Source organism: Streptomonospora nanhaiensis (assembly GCF_026642255.1).
Lineage (GTDB): Bacteria > Actinomycetota > Actinomycetes > Streptosporangiales > Streptosporangiaceae > Nocardiopsis > Nocardiopsis tropica.
The window spans coordinates 5,521,859-5,537,995 of sequence record NZ_CP113264.1; the positions used below are offsets into that span (position 1 = coordinate 5,521,859).

The 16,137-nt window shown below is 72.6% G+C and carries 14 protein-coding genes; 7 read left to right on the plus strand and 7 right to left on the minus strand.

Annotated features, from left to right (window positions below):
* Positions 1-64: 64 nt before the first annotated feature.
* Positions 65-553, plus strand: coding sequence for a GNAT family N-acetyltransferase (locus OUQ99_RS23870; RefSeq protein ID WP_267950478.1), 489 nt, complete (start codon positions 65-67; stop codon positions 551-553).
* A gap of 117 nt (positions 554-670) precedes the next feature.
* Entirely contained in the window at positions 671-1,438 is a 768-nt protein-coding gene (locus OUQ99_RS23875; protein WP_267946023.1) for a hypothetical protein, read from the plus strand.
* A 105-nt stretch (positions 1,439-1,543) separates the two neighbouring features.
* Here OUQ99_RS23875 and OUQ99_RS23880 read toward each other — a convergent pair whose 3' ends face one another.
* On the minus strand, positions 1,544-2,758 hold the full coding sequence (locus OUQ99_RS23880) for an ROK family transcriptional regulator (protein WP_267946024.1): 1,215 nt from the start codon (positions 2,756-2,758) through the stop codon (positions 1,544-1,546).
* 259 nt (positions 2,759-3,017) lie between these two features.
* Here OUQ99_RS23880 and OUQ99_RS23885 point away from each other — a divergent pair, with 259 nt between their 5' ends.
* From OUQ99_RS23885 to OUQ99_RS23905, 5 genes are all read left to right on the plus strand, one after another.
* Positions 3,018-4,295 (plus strand): extracellular solute-binding protein, encoded by a 1,278-nt coding sequence (locus tag OUQ99_RS23885; RefSeq protein WP_267946025.1) that lies wholly within the window; start codon positions 3,018-3,020, stop codon positions 4,293-4,295.
* A gap of 93 nt (positions 4,296-4,388) precedes the next feature.
* Positions 4,389-5,381, plus strand: a complete 993-nt coding sequence (locus OUQ99_RS23890) for a carbohydrate ABC transporter permease (RefSeq protein WP_267946026.1) — start codon at positions 4,389-4,391, stop codon at positions 5,379-5,381.
* Positions 5,378-6,349: a carbohydrate ABC transporter permease gene (locus OUQ99_RS23895; protein ID WP_267946027.1), complete on the plus strand. Its 972-nt coding sequence runs from the start codon at positions 5,378-5,380 to the stop codon at positions 6,347-6,349. Before OUQ99_RS23890 ends, OUQ99_RS23895 begins: the two co-directional genes overlap by 4 nt.
* A gap of 190 nt (positions 6,350-6,539) precedes the next feature.
* Positions 6,540-8,012 carry a glycoside hydrolase family 3 protein gene (locus OUQ99_RS23900; protein WP_267946028.1) on the plus strand — a complete coding sequence of 491 codons (1,473 nt, stop codon included), beginning with the start codon at positions 6,540-6,542 and terminating at the stop codon, positions 8,010-8,012.
* Positions 8,013-8,272: 260 nt separating this feature from the next.
* Positions 8,273-8,737 carry an RrF2 family transcriptional regulator gene (locus OUQ99_RS23905; RefSeq protein WP_267946029.1) on the plus strand — a complete coding sequence of 155 codons (465 nt, stop codon included), beginning with the start codon at positions 8,273-8,275 and terminating at the stop codon, positions 8,735-8,737.
* Positions 8,738-8,857: 120 nt separating this feature from the next.
* Here the strand turns inward: OUQ99_RS23905 and OUQ99_RS23910 are convergent, their stop codons facing one another.
* The 6 genes from OUQ99_RS23910 to OUQ99_RS23935 all read right to left on the minus strand — a co-directional run bounded on the left by OUQ99_RS23910 (position 8,858) and on the right by OUQ99_RS23935 (position 15,935).
* The gene (locus OUQ99_RS23910; protein ID WP_267946030.1) at positions 8,858-9,214 is read right to left on the minus strand and encodes a helix-turn-helix domain-containing protein; all 357 of its coding nucleotides are present in this window, start codon (positions 9,212-9,214) and stop codon (positions 8,858-8,860) included.
* A 159-nt stretch (positions 9,215-9,373) separates the two neighbouring features.
* Positions 9,374-9,931 (minus strand): CinA family protein, encoded by a 558-nt coding sequence (locus OUQ99_RS23915; RefSeq protein ID WP_267946031.1) that lies wholly within the window; start codon positions 9,929-9,931, stop codon positions 9,374-9,376.
* Positions 9,928-10,530: a CDP-diacylglycerol--glycerol-3-phosphate 3-phosphatidyltransferase gene (gene pgsA / locus OUQ99_RS23920; protein WP_267946032.1), complete on the minus strand. Its 603-nt coding sequence runs from the start codon at positions 10,528-10,530 to the stop codon at positions 9,928-9,930. Before pgsA ends, OUQ99_RS23915 begins: the two co-directional genes overlap by 4 nt.
* A complete protein-coding gene (rimO, locus tag OUQ99_RS23925) occupies positions 10,527-11,975 on the minus strand; it encodes a 30S ribosomal protein S12 methylthiotransferase RimO (RefSeq protein WP_267946033.1) in 1,449 nt (482 codons plus the stop codon). The genes pgsA and rimO overlap by 4 nt, the downstream gene beginning before the upstream one ends.
* A gap of 173 nt (positions 11,976-12,148) precedes the next feature.
* Positions 12,149-13,255 carry a helix-turn-helix domain-containing protein gene (locus tag OUQ99_RS23930; RefSeq protein WP_267946034.1) on the minus strand — a complete coding sequence of 369 codons (1,107 nt, stop codon included), beginning with the start codon at positions 13,253-13,255 and terminating at the stop codon, positions 12,149-12,151.
* Between the two features lie 193 nt (positions 13,256-13,448).
* Positions 13,449-15,935: a DNA translocase FtsK gene (locus OUQ99_RS23935; RefSeq protein WP_267946035.1), complete on the minus strand. Its 2,487-nt coding sequence runs from the start codon at positions 15,933-15,935 to the stop codon at positions 13,449-13,451.
* Positions 15,936-16,137 lie beyond the last annotated feature (202 nt).

Genomic DNA, 16,137 nt, shown 5'->3' on the forward strand with positions numbered 1-16,137 from the left:
CCTCGGCCGGCAGGGGCCCGGCCGGCACGGAGGGGAGGCGTTCGTGGACCTGGAGGTCCGGCCGATGCGGCCGGAGGACGAGCCGCGCGTGGTGGAGGTGTCCCTGGCGGCGGACACGGTCTTCGCCGACGCCGGCGTGGTGCTCCCGCCGGACGACCCGCGGGAGATGCTCGCGCACGTGGAGGAGGTCCTGGTGGCGTGCGCACCGGGGGGCGGGCCGGTCGTCGGCCTGGCCGCGACCGTGACCGTCGGCGAGGGTCCCCACCTGGAACAGCTCGCCGTCCACCCCGCCCACGGACGGCGCGGCGCGGGCTCGGCGCTGCTGGAGGCGGTGTGCGGCGGGGCCGCGTCCGCCGGACACGCGCGCCTCACCCTCACCACGTTCCGCGACCTGCCGTGGAACGGCCCCTGGTACGCGGCGCGGGGGTTCTCCGTCGTGCCCCGCGCCGACTGGGGTCCGGCGCTGGAACAGGTGTGGGAGGCGGAGGAGCGGGCCGGGATCGGCGTCCTGCCGCGCGTGGTGATGGAGCGCTCCCTCTCCCCCGGCCCCTGAACGGCCCGTCCGGCCCGGGGCCCGCGCGCGGCGGACCGCCGCGGACCCCGGGCCGGACGGCGCGGGCGCCGTACCGGCCGGGAGCGTCCGCGCGACACGCCGTAGACTCACGATCCCGTGTCCCCCCTCGCACCGGAGGCCCCCGTGCCGAGTCCCGACGCCGTTCCCTCCCCCCACCGGCCCCCGGCCCAGGAGCCCGCGACGACCGCGACGGAAGGGGACCGCCTTCCCCATCCTCCCGGCAGCCGGGCGCAGGGCGCGGTGATGATCGGCCTGAGCCTGGTGGCCGTCACGGCGGTCGCGGGCTCCCTGCTCGCGTTCGGTCCGGGGGCTCCCCTCGCGCAGGCGGCGGCCCCGGCGGCGACCGGCTCCCCCTCCGCCGCGGCCGAGGCCCCCGCCCTCGTCGAGCTCGCCGGGGAGTACGCGACCCTCCGGCACCCCGAGGGGTGGGAGGTCGCGGGGCCGAGCGTCGACTCACCGGACGAGGCCTCGGGGACCTTCGTCTTCCGAAGGATCACGGCGCCCGGCGGTGAGCACACGTTCTGCTTCAACGTGCATGAGACCGACGGCGAGGGGCTCACCTCCCGAGAGGTGCAGGAGGGGTGGGAGGCCGGCCTCTCCGAGGTCTCCGCCTTATCCGACGTGCGCAGGGTCGCCCTGGAGGAGGACCACTCGGCTCCGCCCGGTCGGGACACGACCCGCCTGGAGCTGACCTACACCAACAGCGACCGGGACGAACCCGACCGGTGGGTCGTCTGGCAGTACACCGTCATCGAGGAGGAGGGCCGCGGGTACCTCGTCCAGGCCGACATCCCCGCGGCGGACCTGCCCGTGTACGGGGACCTCGTGGACGCGGTGCTGGACTCGTTCGAGCCCGTGCTCTGACCCCGGGCCCCGTGCCGGTGCCGTTCCCCGGCCCCGGACACGCGTCGGCCGCCGTGCCCCGACGGGTGAGGAGGGTCGGGGACACGGCGGCCGGCGGAGCGCGGGTCAGACGGTCGAGGAGAACACGTCGTCGCGGGCGCGTTCGAGCGCGTGCAGGAGGGCGCCGCGCACCACGGGGCTGCCCTCGACCAGGCCCAGGCCGACCTCGGTGGCGTTGGGGGCGATGCGGGCGGCGGCCGCCTGGACCCTCTCGGCCAGTTTGGCGCCTCCGGCCCGGGCGACGTCGCCGCCCAGGACCACGAGCCCGGGGTCGAGGATGACGCTGACCGCCGCCACCCCCCGCGCCAGGCGCTCGGCGAAGGCGTCCAGGAACGCGTCGCCCTCGGGCGATCCGGCCGCCGAGGCCTTCTCCACCACGTCCACGACGTCGGCGCCGTCGATCCCGTACTCCGCCGCGAGCCGCACCACCTGTCCCGCCTTGACCAGTGCCTGGAACCCGTGGGGCAGTTCCCTGGTCGCACCGTCCCGCAGGGACTCGTAGCCGCCGGACAGCCCGACGTCGACCGGCATCGGCGCGCCGGGGACCGGCAGGTAGCCGATCTCCCCCGCTCCGCCGGAGCGGCCCCGGTGGATGCGGCCGTCGATCATGGTGGACATGCCCACGCCGCCCGCCGCACTGAGCCAGATGAGGACGAACTCGTCGACCCCCACGGCGGCCCCCTCGGCGTGCTCGGCCAGGGCAGCCAGGTTGACGTCGTTCTCGATCATGACCGAGCGCTTGAGGTCGGCCCGCAGCGCCTCCAGGATGCCCTCGTGCCAGGAGATCAGGTCGAAGGAGAAGCGGATGTCGCCGGTGCGCGGGTCGACGACGCCCGGTGTGCCGATGACGCACGCGCGCACCCTGTCGAGGGGGACCCCGGCCGTGTCCGCCAACCGCATGACGGCGGTGTGGACGAGGGACACCGGGTCGTCGGAGGCGCTCGGGTCGACGGTCACCTCGCTCATCACCCGGCCCGTGATGTCGGCGATCGTCGCGGTCACCGAGTGGGCGCTCACGTCGAGGGCCGCCACGTAGGCGCTCTCCGGAACCACCGCGTAGAGGGCGGCGTTGGGGCCCCGGCCCCCCGCCTGACTGCCGACGACGCGTACCAGGTCCCGTTCCTCCAGCCGCGCGAGCAGCTGGGAGGCGGTCACCTTGGACAGGCCGGTCCGCGTTCCCAGCTGCGTCCTGGTCAAGGGCCCCGCGGACAGGAGTAGCTCCAGTGCCGCGCGGTCGTTGAGCTGGCGTAGCAGCCGGGGAGTCCCCGGACGTTGAGACATAACCGTGACACCTCACCCTGTTTTTATTAGGAAAGTTTCCTGTTAATTTAGCTCACAACCTCACAAGAGGTCACGTCCTGGCAGGTCCGCGTTAATTTCGGGCCCTCCGGTACCCGCGCCGGCGGGGCGGCCAACGTGCTATCCCAGCACAACCCCCACAGAGACGTCGAGTCGGTGGGTGATCGTTCCATCATCCCAGCCCGGCTTGAGCACAGGCGTCGAATCCCCGGCGCGTGGTGCGAAGGGAGAATAGGTACACATGAGGTTCCCCAAGATCGCAGCGGCCACGGCCGTAGTCCTGCTCGCCGCCGCCTGCGGCGGCGGTTCCGACGACTCCAGCGGCGGTGAGGCCGAGAGCCTGACCGTCTGGGTCATGGGCACCTCGCAGGACCCCCTCGTCGAGTACTTCGACAACGCCGAGGCCCGCTTCCAGGAGACCCACCCCGGTGTCGAGGTCGACGTCGAGTTCATCCCCTGGCCCGACGCGCAGGAGTCCATCACCAACGCCCTCGCCGGCGGTGACGCCCCCGACGTCCTGGAGGTCGGCAACGACCAGGTGGCCGGCTGGGCCGCGCAGGGCGCCCTCCTCGACATCAGCGAGCAGGTCGGCGGCTGGGACACCGCCGCGGGCATCGACGAGAACGCCCTGGAGTACGGCACCTACGAGGGCGTGCAGTACGGCGTCCCGTGGTTCTCCGGCGTCCGCACCCTCTACTACCGCGCCGACTGGCTGCGGGAGCTCGGGCACGAGCCCCCCGCCACCTGGGACGAGCTCGTCGAGGTCTCCGAGGCCATCCAGGAGGAGTACGACGTCCCCGGCTTCGCCGCTCCGACCGACTTCACCAACGGCATCGCCAGCTTCATCTGGAGCAACGGCGGTGAGATCGCGACCCAGAACGGCGACACGTGGGAGGGCAACCTGACCGACCCCGCCACCGTCGAGGCCGTCGAGTTCTACGCGAGCCTGACCACCGACGGCATCTCCCCGCAGGGCTACGTCGGCGAGAACGAGCTCGTCGCCCTGGCCGACATGGCCAACAGCGAGCTGGGCATGTACATCGACGGCGGCTGGGCCCTGGGCTCCATGGAGGAGCAGGCCGAGGACCCGGCGGTCCTGGAGAACATCGCCTCCGCCCCGATCCCCGGCGCCGACGGCATCGCCCCCGTCTTCGCGGGCGGTTCCGCCCTGACGGTCTTCACCACCACCGAGCACCCCGACGAGGCCTTCGACCTCCTCACCGTCCTCGGTGACGAGGAGGGCGGCAAGGGCTACGCCGACGTCGCCGGCTTCTTCCCCGCCTACCCGGCTCTCCTGGAGACCCCCGAGTACCAGGAGGACCCGGAGCGCGCGGCGGCCGCCACGCAGATGCAGAACACCCGCTTCTTCCCGACCACCCCGCGCTGGACCGCGGCCGACCAGGACAGCAAGATCCTGCCCGGCGCCGTCCTGGACATCGTCCGCGGCGGTGACGCCGAGGAGGTCCTGGGCGCCGCCAACGAGGAACTGGCCTCGATCCTCAACGAGCCGGTCGAGTAGTCCTCTCCACCCCACTGTGCAGAGCCGTGCGCGGGCGGGGTCCCTCCCGGACCCCGCCCGCCGCGGTCGGCCCACGCCTCGATTGAGAAGACCATGGCACACACCGTCGAACCGGCGAAACCGCGCGGGGACGAGGAGGCCGTCGCACCGGCCTCCGACGAGACCGCGCCACGCCGCCGCAGAACTCCCGCCCCGTACCTGCTCATCACCCCGGCACTGATCCTCCTCGCGGTCGTGCTGCTCTGGCCGATCGTGCAGATGGTGTGGTACTCGCTCACGAGTTTCACCACACGCAACCTCCTTCCGAACCAGCCCGGCCCGGAATGGAACGGCTTCGCCCACTACCAGCAGCTGCTGACCGACCCCACGTTCTGGACGATCCTGCGCAACACGGTCGTGGTCTGCGTGCTGATGGTCGGCATCACGATGGTGCTGGGCACCCTCGTGGGCCTGCTGCTCCACAAGATGCCCAAATGGTTCGCCGGGTTCGTGTCCATCGGCATGATGCTCGCCTGGGCCACCCCCGCGCTGAGCGCGTCGCTGGTCTTCCGCTGGCTGTTCCTGCCCGAGCGCGGCCTGGTCAACGTCGTCCTCGACCGGATGCCGGACTGGCTGGTGGGCAGCGGATGGCTGGAGTACAACTGGTTCCTCGAACCGGGCTCGCTGTTCTCGGTCCTGATCATGGTGATCGTCTGGCAGTCCTTCCCGTTCGTGGCCGTCTCCGTCCTCGCCGGGCTCAAGAGCATCCCGAACGAGCTGTACGAGGCCGCGCGGATGGACGGCGCGAGCGCCTGGAAGGCCTTCTGGAACGTCACGTTCCCGATGCTGCGCCCGCTGTTCGCCCTGCTGCTCGTCCTCCAGATCATCTGGGACCTGAGGGTGTTCACCCAGCTGTACATCCTGGCGAACAGCTTCCAGAACCAGGACGTCTACCTGCTCTCGTACTACATCTACCAGCAGGGGTTCAGCGCCAGCCCGGCCAACTACGGCATGGGCTCGGCGATCGCGGTGGTCATGACCGTGATGATCCTCGGAGTCACCGCGTACTACCTGCGCATCATGATCCGCCAGGGGGAGACCCGATGACCGCGATCGACAACACCGCCGGCCCCTCCGCCCGGGCCGCCACCGCCGCGCCCGGCTCCGGAGCCGGGCGCCGCCGGGGCGCCGAGCGCGTCTACCGCCGCAGCCCGCTGCGCCGCCTGCGCTCCCTGCCGCTGTACCTGGCCGGGATCGCGGTGTTCCTCTTCTCGGTCTTCCCGGTGTACTGGATGGTCGTCACGGCCTTCAAGCCGGTGGGCGAGATCTTCACCCGGAACCAGACCCTGTTCCCGAGCGCGCCGACCCTGGAGCACTTCGACCGGGTCGTCAACGGCCAGCTCATCCCGGGTGTGAACTTCTGGCAGTTCCTGGGCAACAGCCTCGTCGTGACGCTCTTCGCCGTGGGCATGGGAGCGTTCCTGTCGCTGCTCGCGGCGGTGGCCGTCGCCCGCTTCCGGTTCAAGCTGCGCACCGCGTTCATCATCCTGCTGATGATCATCCAGATGGTGCCGATGGAAGCGATGATCATCTCGATCTTCCTCAACTTCCGCCAGCTGTCCGACGCCAGCGGCGTGCAGCTGCTCGGCAACCTGTCCGGCCTGCTCATCGTCTACACGGCCGTCTCCCTGCCGATCACGATCATGATGCTGCGCGGGTTCGTCGCGGCGGTGCCCAAGGAGCTGGAGGAGGCCGCGGCCATCGACGGCGCCAGCGCCTGGACCATCTTCTGGCGCATCCTGATGCCGCTGGTCGCGCCGGGCCTGGTCGCCGCGAGCATCTTCGCGTTCATCACCGCCTGGAACGAGTTCATCGTCGCGCTGACGTTCCTGGGCCGCAGCACGGACCACTACACGCTGCCCCTGACCCTGTCGTACTACTTCGGCCGGTTCGGCACCGAGTGGGGACCGATCATGGCGGCCTCCACCCTGCTGACCATCCCCGTGATGGTCTTCTTCCTGTTCGTCCAGCGGCGCATGGTCTCCGGTCTGACCATGGGAGCCGTCAAGGGCTGACCGGGCCCCACCCCGGGCGGGACCGCGGCCGGCGCCGCGGGCCCCGCCCGGGCACGCCCGCCGCACCGCTTCCCTACCCGTGTTCCCGCCACCCGTCTGCCCGAATGTCGCCCTCACCACCCCGATGGGGAGCCGCCGGCTCCAGTGGTGACCTCCCGGGCACCCCTATGCTCACCGAACGGAGCTCGTCATGCCGTACGACCCGACCCTGGCGCGTCTGGCCAACGCCACGCTGCTGGTGCCCTTCGAGTCCTACCACGCCCCTCGCTGGGTCCTGGAGGGTCTGGCGGACGGCATCTCCGGCGTCTGCCTGTTCCACAACAACCTGGACACACCCGAACAGGTGACCGCGCTGAACGCGGCCCTGTCCGAGGCCGCGGACACCCCGCTGATCTCGCTGGACGAGGAGGGCGGCGACGTCACCCGCATCGGCCAGGCGCGCGGCAGCGACTACCCGGGCAACGCGGCCCTGGGCGCGGTGGACGACCCGGACCTGACCCGCGACACCCACCGCTCGATGGGCGACCGCCTCGCCGCCCTGGGCTTCAACCTGGACCTGGCGCCCTCGGTGGACGTCAACGTCGCCGACGACAACCCAGTGATCGGCACCCGGTCCTTCGGCTCCGACGCCGAACTGGTGGCCCGCCACGCGGCGGCCGCCGTGATCGGCCTCCAGGCCGCCGGCGTGGCCGCCTGCGCCAAGCACTTCCCCGGCCACGGCGCCACCTCCCAGGACTCCCACCACACGCTGCCCCGCGTGGAGGCCGACGCCGACCTCCTGCACCGCCGCGAGCTGCTCCCCTTCCGCGCGGCCGTGGAAGCCGGCGTGCAGTCGATCCTGACCGCGCACATCGAGCTGCCCGGCCTGGGCGGCGAGGGCCCGGCCACGCTCGCGCCGCACATCCTCAACGACCTCCTCCGCGACGAGCTGGGCTTCCGGGGCACCGTGGTCAGCGACGCCATGGACATGGACGGCGTCAGCGGCCGGATCGGCATCCCGGAGGCGAGCGTGCTCGCCGTGGCCGCCGGTGTCGACCTGCTGTGCCTGGGGCGCCGGGTCTACGAGGACCAGATCGAGCTGATCCGCGCCGCCCTGGTCACCGCGGTGCGCGAGGGCCGCCTCCCCGGGCAGCGCCTGGAGGAGGCCGCCGAGCGGAACGCGCGCCTGCGCACCTGGATCCGCGAGACGTCCGCGCGCAGGGCGGCCGCCCCCGCCGACGAGCCCGTCGGGCTGGCCGGGGCCCGCCGCGCCGTGCGCGTGGACGGCGACCTGCCGCCCCTGAGCGACCCGTTCGTGGTCGAGGTGGACGCCCCCGCCGGCATGGCCGTGGGCGAGGTCCCCTGGGGGCTGGCCCCCTGGTTCCCCGGCTCGGAGCGCGTCGCCCCCGACGCCGCCCAGGCGGACCGGCTCATCGCCGGCGCCCGGGGGCGCGACCTGGTGGTCGTCGTGAGGGACGCGCACCGCTACCCGGAGGCCCGGGCGCTCGTGAGCCGCCTGCTCGACGCCCGTCCCGGGGCCGTGGTGGTGGAGATGGGCCTTCCCATCTGGCGACCCGACTGCGGCGCCTACGTGAGCACCTACGGGGCCGCGCACGTGAACGGCCTGAGCGCGGCCGAACTGCTGGGGGGCGCCGTGGGCGCGCCCGCCCCCGGCGTGAGCTGAGGCCCCGCTCCCCCGGGGTCCGGCGCTCCCGGCCCGGTCCCGCCGCACGGCGGGGCCGGGCCGACTCCGTTCCCGTGCGTCCGCCGCGTCCCGCCGCCGGACGCACGGGAACCCGGAGCGCGGTCGCCGGGGAGGGACACCGCCGGTGTCCCCGAAACCCGGTAGGAGAAGTACCCTTGGCCTGTAGCATCCCGGTCCGTCGGCACACCTGCCGGCGCCCGGTGCCCCATTCGCCCTTCTAACCACGGCATAATCACAGCATGCGCCTTTCAGCCCGGGTCGATTACGCGCTTCGCGCGGCAGCGGAACTCGCTGTCGCCGGCGACGGGCCGGTGACGGCCGAGCAGCTAGCACGCGCTCAGGCCATCCCCGGAAAATTCCTAGAGAACATCCTCACCCAGCTACGCCGTGCCGGGCTGGTGCGCAGCCAACGCGGCCCCGTCGGCGGTTACTGGCTGGCCCGACCAGCGGCGGAGATCTCTCTCGCCGACATCATCCGAGCGGTCGACGGGCCGCTCGCCAACGTGCGCGGGGAACGCCCCGAGCACGTGGACTACGACGGCGCGGCCCGCAGCCTGCAACAGGTGTGGATCGCGCTGCGCGCCAGCGAGCGCGCCATCCTGGAGGGGGTCAACCTCCAGCACCTGGTGACGAACGAGCTGCCCGAGGCGGTGCGTACGCTGGCGGAGGACCCCGAGGCCTGGGTGAACCACACCCACCGCTGACCGCGGCTGCGCCGGCGGGCGTCCTCGCGCCGTCCCGCACGTGAAGGAGCCGGCCACCCTCAGGTGGCCGGCTCCTTCACGTGGTCAGGGTGCGGCTGTACGGACAGTTCCCGGCCGGGGTCAGACCCCGACCATGTCGGCGACCTGGGGAACACGATCCGGTACCGGCTCGATGCCGAGGTCCTGGGCGGGGACGGGGTCGGTCGTGACCGTGTCACCCAGCAGAGCGGCCTCCTGCAGCTCGGCGAGGGCGAGCTGGTCGGAGACCTCCCTCAGAACCTGCGAAAGCGGGACCCCCAGGGCCCCGCAGATCGACGAGAGCAGTTCGGAAGAGGCTTCCTTCTGCCCTCGCTCGACCTCGGACAGGTATCCGAGGGATACACGCGCATCGGCCGACACCTCGCGGAGGGTGCGGCCCTGGCGCTGCCGCAGCCGCCTGAGCACGTCACCCAGTAGGTGACGAAGCAGGACCATCATTCGCGCTCCCTCCCACCGGTAGCGACCTTCATATACAACACCGTACCTGCCCCACGCCCGATTCGGGCACCTCTTGCCGTCCTGTTCGCTGGAGGGGGAACCTCACTCGGGGGTGGTTTTGTTCCCGAGTGCCGGGAGAGGGAGAACTGCTCCAATGGTTCAGGTCCGGGTGTTTCCCGCCGTGCTCCCGCGAACAACCGAGTCCAGGAGCGACAGCGCGCCCTCGACCGTGCGGTATCGGATACCCGCACGATCCCCGGTGAAACTGAACCGGCGGACGAACGTCCGGTCGTCCCAGGTGGCGACGGCCGCATAGACGGTGCCGACGGGCTGCCCGTCCTGGGGTTGGGGTCCGGCGACGCCGGTCACCGCGACCCCGTGGTCGGCGCCGAACAGGCGCCTGGCGCCGCGGGCCATGTGGGCGGCCACGTCGGGGTGCACGGCTCCGTGCTCGGCCAGGAGGTCCTCGGGGACCCCCAGGACGGCCGCCTTGGCATCGGTGGCGTAGGTCACCACGCCGCCGCGGTAGGTGCGGGAGGAACCGGGGACGGCGGTCAGGTGGGCGCCGATCAGGCCGCCCGTCAGGGACTCGGCGGTGGCGCAGGTCCCACCGCTCTCCAGCAGGGCGCGGTGGACGGCCCCGGCAGCCGTCAGCGACTCGACGGGGAACTCCCTGACCTCGGAGCCCAGACCCACCCGGTCCTCCTGCTGGTTCATCCCCCGGTGTCCCTCCTCGCGCGCACGGCGCGCACGGCGTCCAGCACGTAGGCCCCGCCGGTCCACAGGGTCACGAACAGGGCCGCGCCCATCACGATGTGCGCGAACCACACGAAGAGGTCGCTGAACGGCAGGACCTGGAGCGGGAACAGGTAGACGCTGATGGCCACGATCTGGAGGACCGTCTTGAGCTTGCCGCCCCTGCTCGCCGGCATGACGACGTAGCGCAGGACCGCGAAGCGCAGGGCGGTGACGCCCCACTCGCGGACCAGGATCGCGATGGTCACCCACCACCACAGGTCGCCCTGGAGGGACAGCACGACGAGCGCGGACCCGGTGAGCGCCTTGTCCGCGATCGGATCGACGATCTTGCCGAAGTCGGTGACCAGGTTGTGGCGGCGGGCGAGCTCGCCGTCGATGCGGTCGGTGATGGCGGCGATCACGAAGACGGCGAAGGCGGCGAACCGCCACCATGAGCCGTCCAGGAACATGAACCACACGAAGACCGGGACCATGACCAGGCGGCTCATGGTGAGGATGTTCGCGATGTTCCACAGCGGAACGTGGGGGGCGGGCGTCGCCGCGTCGTGGGTGCTCATCTGTCCCCGGCTTCCCCGCCCGGCCGGGTCTCGTCCTGCTCGGCGACGAGGTCGGCGCCGGCCGACTGGACGACCGTGGCGGGCACCAGGTCGCCGACGGCGAGGCCCTCGCCGTACAGGATGGTGCTGCCGTCCACCTCGGGGGCCTGGTGGTCGGCCCGGCCCTCGTAGGCGCCGTCCTCCAGCACGCTCTCCACCAGGACGGTCACCTCGGTGCCGATCCGCTCCTCGGCCCGCTGGACCATCAGCTCCTCGGAGAGCCGGTTGAGCCGGTCCACGCGCTCCTGGACCACCTCGGCCGGGAGCTTGCCCTCGTGGGAGAGGGCCTCGGTCCCGTCCTCGTCCGAGTAGCCGAAGATGCCGATGGCGTCGAGGCGGGCCTCGGAGAGGAAGGAGACCAGGTCCTCGAACTCGGCCTCGGTCTCACCGGGGAAGCCCACGATGAAGTTCGAGCGCGCCCCGGCCTCGGGGGTCCGCTTGCGCACGGTCTCCAGGAGCTCCAGGAAGCGCTCGCGGTCGCCGAAGCGGCGCATGCGGCGCAGCAGGGTGCCGCTGGCGTGCTGGAAGGACAGGTCGAAGTAGGGGACGACGCCGGGGGTGCCGGTGAGGACGTCCACCAGGCCGGGACGGACCTCGGCGGGCTGGAGGTAGCTGACGCGGACGCGCTCCAGGCCCTCCACCGCGGCGAGGCGGGGCAGCAGCTTCTCCAGGGCGCGCACGTCGCCCAGGTCCTTGCCGTAGGACGTGGAGTTCTCGCTGACCAGGAAGACCTCGCGGACGCCCTCCCCCGCCAGCCACTCGGCCTCGCGCACGATCTCGTCGGGGTGCCGGGAGAGGTAGGCCCCGCGGAAGGTCGGGATGGCGCAGAAGGTGCAGCGGCGGTCGCAGCCCGAGGCGATCTTGAGGTTGGCGACCGGCCCGCCGGTGAGGCGGCGGCGCGGGACCGCCGCGCGGTAGGGCAGCTCGGTGCCGTCGGCCCCGGGCGCCTCGGCGAAGCCCGCGTGGCCGGGGACGTGCACCTGGGAGGCGTCGCGGTCGGCGGGGCTGATGGGCAGGAGCGTGCGCCGGTCGCGGGGGTCGTGCGGGACGAGCTTGCGGCCGGCCACGACGTCGTCGAGCCGGTCGGTGATGGCGGAGTAGTCGTCGAACCCGATGACCTGGGCCTCGGGGAGGGCGTCGGCCAGCTCGGAGCCGTACCGTTCTGCCATGCACCCCGCGGCCACGACCTTGCCGCCGTTCTCGGCCGCTTCGAGGAGGGTCTCGATGGAGTCCTGTTTGGCCGCGTCGATGAACCCGCAGGTGTTGACCACGGTGACGTCGGCCTTGGTGTCGCCGTCGACGAGGTCCCAGCCGCCCGCGGACAGACGCCCGGCCAGCTCTTCGGAGTCGACCTCGTTACGCGCACACCCCAGGGTGACGAGAGAGACAGTACGGCGCGATGACATGGCTTCCAAGCGTGTGGGAGAGCTTCGAGTGTGATGCGGGGGCCGGGGCGGACCGCTCGGACCGCGCGCACGGCGCGGCGCCGGTGGGCGCCGCCCGCAGCCCCCCACATTACCTTGGTCGGCTCACCCGCCCGTACCCCGGCCCGCCTTCCCCCAGGCAGCGGGCCGTGACGTCACCGGTCGAAGCCGTCGGGGCCGATGGCGACCTCCTTGACCTCACCGATCTCCCCGGCGGGCCCGAGGACCTCGCCGTCGACGGAGACCTCGACCGAGCCGGCGTCGCCGACCCACAGGCTGACGCCCTCCTCCGTCGCGTACTCCTGCGGCTCGCCCTTCAGGAGGAAGCCGGTGAACAGGTCGCTGCCGTCGGGGGCGGTGACCTTGATCCAGCTGCGTCCGGCGGACTCCAGCCCGAGGGTGAACTCGGCGGGCTCCTCGGCCTGTTCCGCCGCGGGCACGACGGCCGCGTCGTCCGCGCCCGCCCGCCCCTCCCCCGGGAGGACCGCGGAGTCCACGGTCTCGCCGCCCCCGTTGGACTCGAACGCGGTGCGCAGCGGGTTGCCCCCGTCCCAGTCCTGCCAGGTGCGGACGCCGACGACGACTCCCAGGAGGATGATGACGCCGACCACGGCCCAGGGCCAGTGGCGGCGGACCGCCTCGCCCCGCCGCCTGCGCGCGGCCGTGACCGCGGGGCGCGGCGCGGGCCTCGTGTCCCCGGGCCGGGTGCCGGCGTCCTCCCTCGGCCTCGGGACGCCCCGGGTGCCCCGCCGGGAGCCGGCCTCCTGCGCTCCGGGGCCGGCGTCCTCCTCCCCGCGGGAACGGCCCCCGCGCACGCCGGGGCGCAGGCGCTGGTCCCGCTCGAAGTGGCCCCAACGCTCGGCGGCGGCACCGGGGTCGTCCTCGCCGAAGCTCGGGAGCGGCCCCGCCATCGGCTCCTCGTCGTCGGCCGCGTACGCCTCGCCCCGCTCGGCGGCCACCGCCGCCCTGACCGCGGCGGGCGAGGCCGCCGGGTGGCGCGGCGGGGGGACGAAGGCCGGGGCGTCCGACGACGCGTGCTCGCGGTCGTACTCGGCCAGCAGCGGCGCCGGGTCCAGGCCGAGCGCCCTGCTGAGGCCGCGGATGTGGCCGCGTGCGTAGAAGTCCCCGCCGCAGGGGACGAAGTCCTCCTCCTCGATGCCCTTGAGGACCGACTGCCGTATGCGCGTACGGGCGCTGAGGTCCGCGACCGTGTACCCCGCCGCGATTCGGGCGCCGGACAGGGTCTGACCGATCGTCGCCATGCGCACTCCTTCCGCGACTGTGTGTGACTGAATGGTCTCCACTCTGCCGTCCGGGGGTCGCCGACGCAGTTCACCACGCCCCATGAAGCTCTCAAGAACACGCCAAAGAGGGCACCGGCGCACAGAATGTCACCGCCTCCGTGCGGCAGGAGCGTGCTCCGGCGAAGGCCAGCGCCCCCGCCCGCGGGCCGGCTCAGCCCCCGCGGATCTCCGTCAGAACGCCCGGGAGCTCGTCCGGCGTGACGAGGACGTCGCGCGCCTTGGAGCCCTCGCTGGGGCCCACGACGTCGCGGCTCTCCATCAGGTCCATCAGGCGGCCCGCCTTCGCGAAGCCGACGCGCAGTTTGCGCTGGAGCATGGACGTCGACCCGAACTGGGTGGTGACCACCAGTTCGACGGCCTGGAGGAGGAGGTCGAGGTCGTCGCCGATGTCCTCGTCGATCTCCTTCTTCTTGCCCTCGGGGGCCGCGACGTCCTCGCGGTAGCTGGGCTCGGACTGCTTCTTGCAGTGCTCGACGATCGCCCGGATCTCCTTCTCGCTGACCCAGGCGTTCTGGAGGCGGATGGACTTGCCCGCGCCCATCGGCAGGAAGAGGGAGTCGCCCTTGCCCACCAGCTTCTCGGCGCCGGGCTGGTCGAGGATGACGCGGCTGTCGGCGAGGCTGGAGGTGGCGAAGGCGAGCCGGGAGGGCACGTTGGCCTTGATCAGCCCGGTGACGACGTCGACGCTGGGCCGCTGGGTCGCGAGCACCAGGTGGATCCCGGCGGCACGGGCCAGCTGCGTGATGCGCACGACCGCGTCCTCGACGTCGCGCGGGGCGACCATCATCAGGTCGGCCAGCTCGTCCACGATCACCAGCAGGTACGGGTAGGCCTCGTACACGCGCTCGCTGCCCGGAGGGGCGGTCAGCTGCCCGGCGCGCACGGCGGCGTTGAAGTCGTCCACGTGCCGGTACCCCGAGGCCGCCAGGTCGTCGTAGCGGCGGTCCATCTCCCCCACCACCCACTGCAGGGCCTCCGCGGCCCGCTTGGGGTTGGTGATGATGGGCGTGATCAGGTGCGGGATGCCCTCGTACATGGTCAGCTCGACCCGCTTGGGGTCGACCAGGATCATCCGCACCTCGTCGGGGGTCGCCCGCATCATCAGCGAGGTGATCAGCCCGTTGATGCAGGTGGACTTGCCTGCGCCGGTCGCGCCGGCCACCAGCACGTGCGGCATCTTGGCCAGGTTGGCCACCACGTTGGAGCCCTCGACGTCCTTGCCCAGGCCCACCAGCATGGGGTGGTCGTCGGAGGTCGCGGCCGTCGAGCCCAGGACGTCGCCGAGGCTGACGAGGTCCTTGTCGGTGTTGGGGATCTCGATGCCGATCGCGGACTTGCCGGGGATGGGCGACTGGATCCGCACGTCGGCGCTCTTGACCGCCAGGGAGATGTTCTTGGCCAGCGCGGTGACCTTCTCGACCTTGACGGCCGGGCCCAGCTCGATCTCGTAGCGGGTGACGGTGGGGCCGCGCGTGAACCCGGTGACCTCGGCGTCGATGCCGAACTGGGTCAGCACCCCCGACAGCGCGGCGACCACGTCGTCGTTGGCCTTGGTGCGGGGCTTGACCGGGCTGCCCGGCTTGAGCATCCCCGGCGCCGGCAGCTCGTAGTCGCCCTCGACCACCCGGGAGGGGATGGTCAGCTGCTCGGTCACGGCGGGGGGCGGCGTGGGGTCGGGGACGTCGACCTTCTTGCGGCCCGGCCTCTTCTTCCCGGCCGCGGTCGCGGCCGCCGCGGCGGCCTCCTCCTCGTCGGTGAGGGCGGGGGCGACGGGCTCCACCGGCACCACCGGGCTGTCGTAGGGGCGCTCGTGATCGCCCGCCACCGTCCCGGCCTCCGCCTCCTTCTCCGGCTTGCGCTTGCGGGGCCGAGCGGCCTTGGGCGCGGGGTCCGCGCCGAGGATGCCGATGCCCGAGTCGGGACCGGTGTCCCGCTCCATGAGGGCGTTGAACAGCGTCTGGAGGCGTTCGGGGACGCGCCGGATGGGGGTGGCGGTGACCACCAGGACGCCGAAGACCAGCACGAGGGCGAGCAGGACGCCGGTCAGCCACGGGGTGACGACGGCGCTGAGGGGGCCCGCCGCGACGAAGCCGATGAGCCCCCCCGACTCCTGGAGAGCCTCCAGGCCGTCGGAGGGCTCCGGGAGGCCGTTGGCGATGTGGATCAGCCCGAGCAGCCCCAGCATGATCGAGACGGTGCCGATGAACAGCCGCCCGCCGTCCCCCTCCCGGCCCGAGCCGGGGGTGCGCATGAGCTTGACCGAGACCGGCAGGAACAGCAGCGGCAGGATCGGCGAGAACGTGCCGAAGCCGCCGACCACGATCATGCGGGTGTACTCCAGCAGCGGCCCCTCGCTCCGCCACCACACGGCGGCGGCGACGAGGACGCCCGCGGCCAGCAGGACCAGGCCGATGCCGTCGCGGCGCAGGTCGGGGTCGAGGTCGCGCGCGCTGCGGCCGACGGCGCGCGCGGCGCCGCCCACGGTGTGCGCGACCAGTTTCCACAGCACGAGCAGGAACTGGCCGAACATGGTGAAGGCGAAGGCGATGGGCCCGTCCGGCATGCGCTTCTTCGGCGCGGGCTTGCGCGCGGCGGGCTTCTTGCGTCCGGAACCACCGGAGGAGGCACGCGTGGCCATCGGGGTCACCTCCACGGGGGACGGGGTCGGTCGGACGGCCGGGCAGAACGGCCCGTCACGGCGGGCAGCCTACTGAAGCGTCCACCTCCTTGGCCCGTACCGGGACGGCGTGTCGCCCGAATCGGCCGGCGGCACCCCGCCCGCGGCGCTCCCGGGGGCCGCCCGGCCCACGGGAACGGCCCGAGGCGCGCGCCTCGGGCCG

Bases quoted from the DNA above. Each gene is read 5' to 3' on its own strand.
- rimO (WP_267946033.1), bottom strand. From the start codon at position 11,975: ATGTCATCGCGCCGTACTGTCTCTCTCGTCACCCTGGGGTGTGCGCGT.
- OUQ99_RS23935 (WP_267946035.1), bottom strand. From the start codon at position 15,935: ATGGCCACGCGTGCCTCCTCCGGTGGTTCCGGACGCAAGAAGCCCGCC.
- OUQ99_RS23870 (WP_267950478.1), top strand. From the start codon at position 65: ATGCGGCCGGAGGACGAGCCGCGCGTGGTGGAGGTGTCCCTGGCGGCG.
- OUQ99_RS23905 (WP_267946029.1), top strand. From the start codon at position 8,273: ATGCGCCTTTCAGCCCGGGTCGATTACGCGCTTCGCGCGGCAGCGGAA.
- pgsA (WP_267946032.1), bottom strand. From the start codon at position 10,530: ATGAGCACCCACGACGCGGCGACGCCCGCCCCCCACGTTCCGCTGTGG.
- OUQ99_RS23930 (WP_267946034.1), bottom strand. From the start codon at position 13,255: ATGGCGACGATCGGTCAGACCCTGTCCGGCGCCCGAATCGCGGCGGGG.
- OUQ99_RS23885 (WP_267946025.1), top strand. From the start codon at position 3,018: ATGAGGTTCCCCAAGATCGCAGCGGCCACGGCCGTAGTCCTGCTCGCC.
- OUQ99_RS23910 (WP_267946030.1), bottom strand. From the start codon at position 9,214: ATGATGGTCCTGCTTCGTCACCTACTGGGTGACGTGCTCAGGCGGCTG.
- OUQ99_RS23915 (WP_267946031.1), bottom strand. From the start codon at position 9,931: ATGAACCAGCAGGAGGACCGGGTGGGTCTGGGCTCCGAGGTCAGGGAG.
- OUQ99_RS23900 (WP_267946028.1), top strand. From the start codon at position 6,540: ATGCCGTACGACCCGACCCTGGCGCGTCTGGCCAACGCCACGCTGCTG.
- OUQ99_RS23890 (WP_267946026.1), top strand. From the start codon at position 4,389: ATGGCACACACCGTCGAACCGGCGAAACCGCGCGGGGACGAGGAGGCC.
- OUQ99_RS23880 (WP_267946024.1), bottom strand. From the start codon at position 2,758: ATGTCTCAACGTCCGGGGACTCCCCGGCTGCTACGCCAGCTCAACGAC.
- OUQ99_RS23895 (WP_267946027.1), top strand. From the start codon at position 5,378: ATGACCGCGATCGACAACACCGCCGGCCCCTCCGCCCGGGCCGCCACC.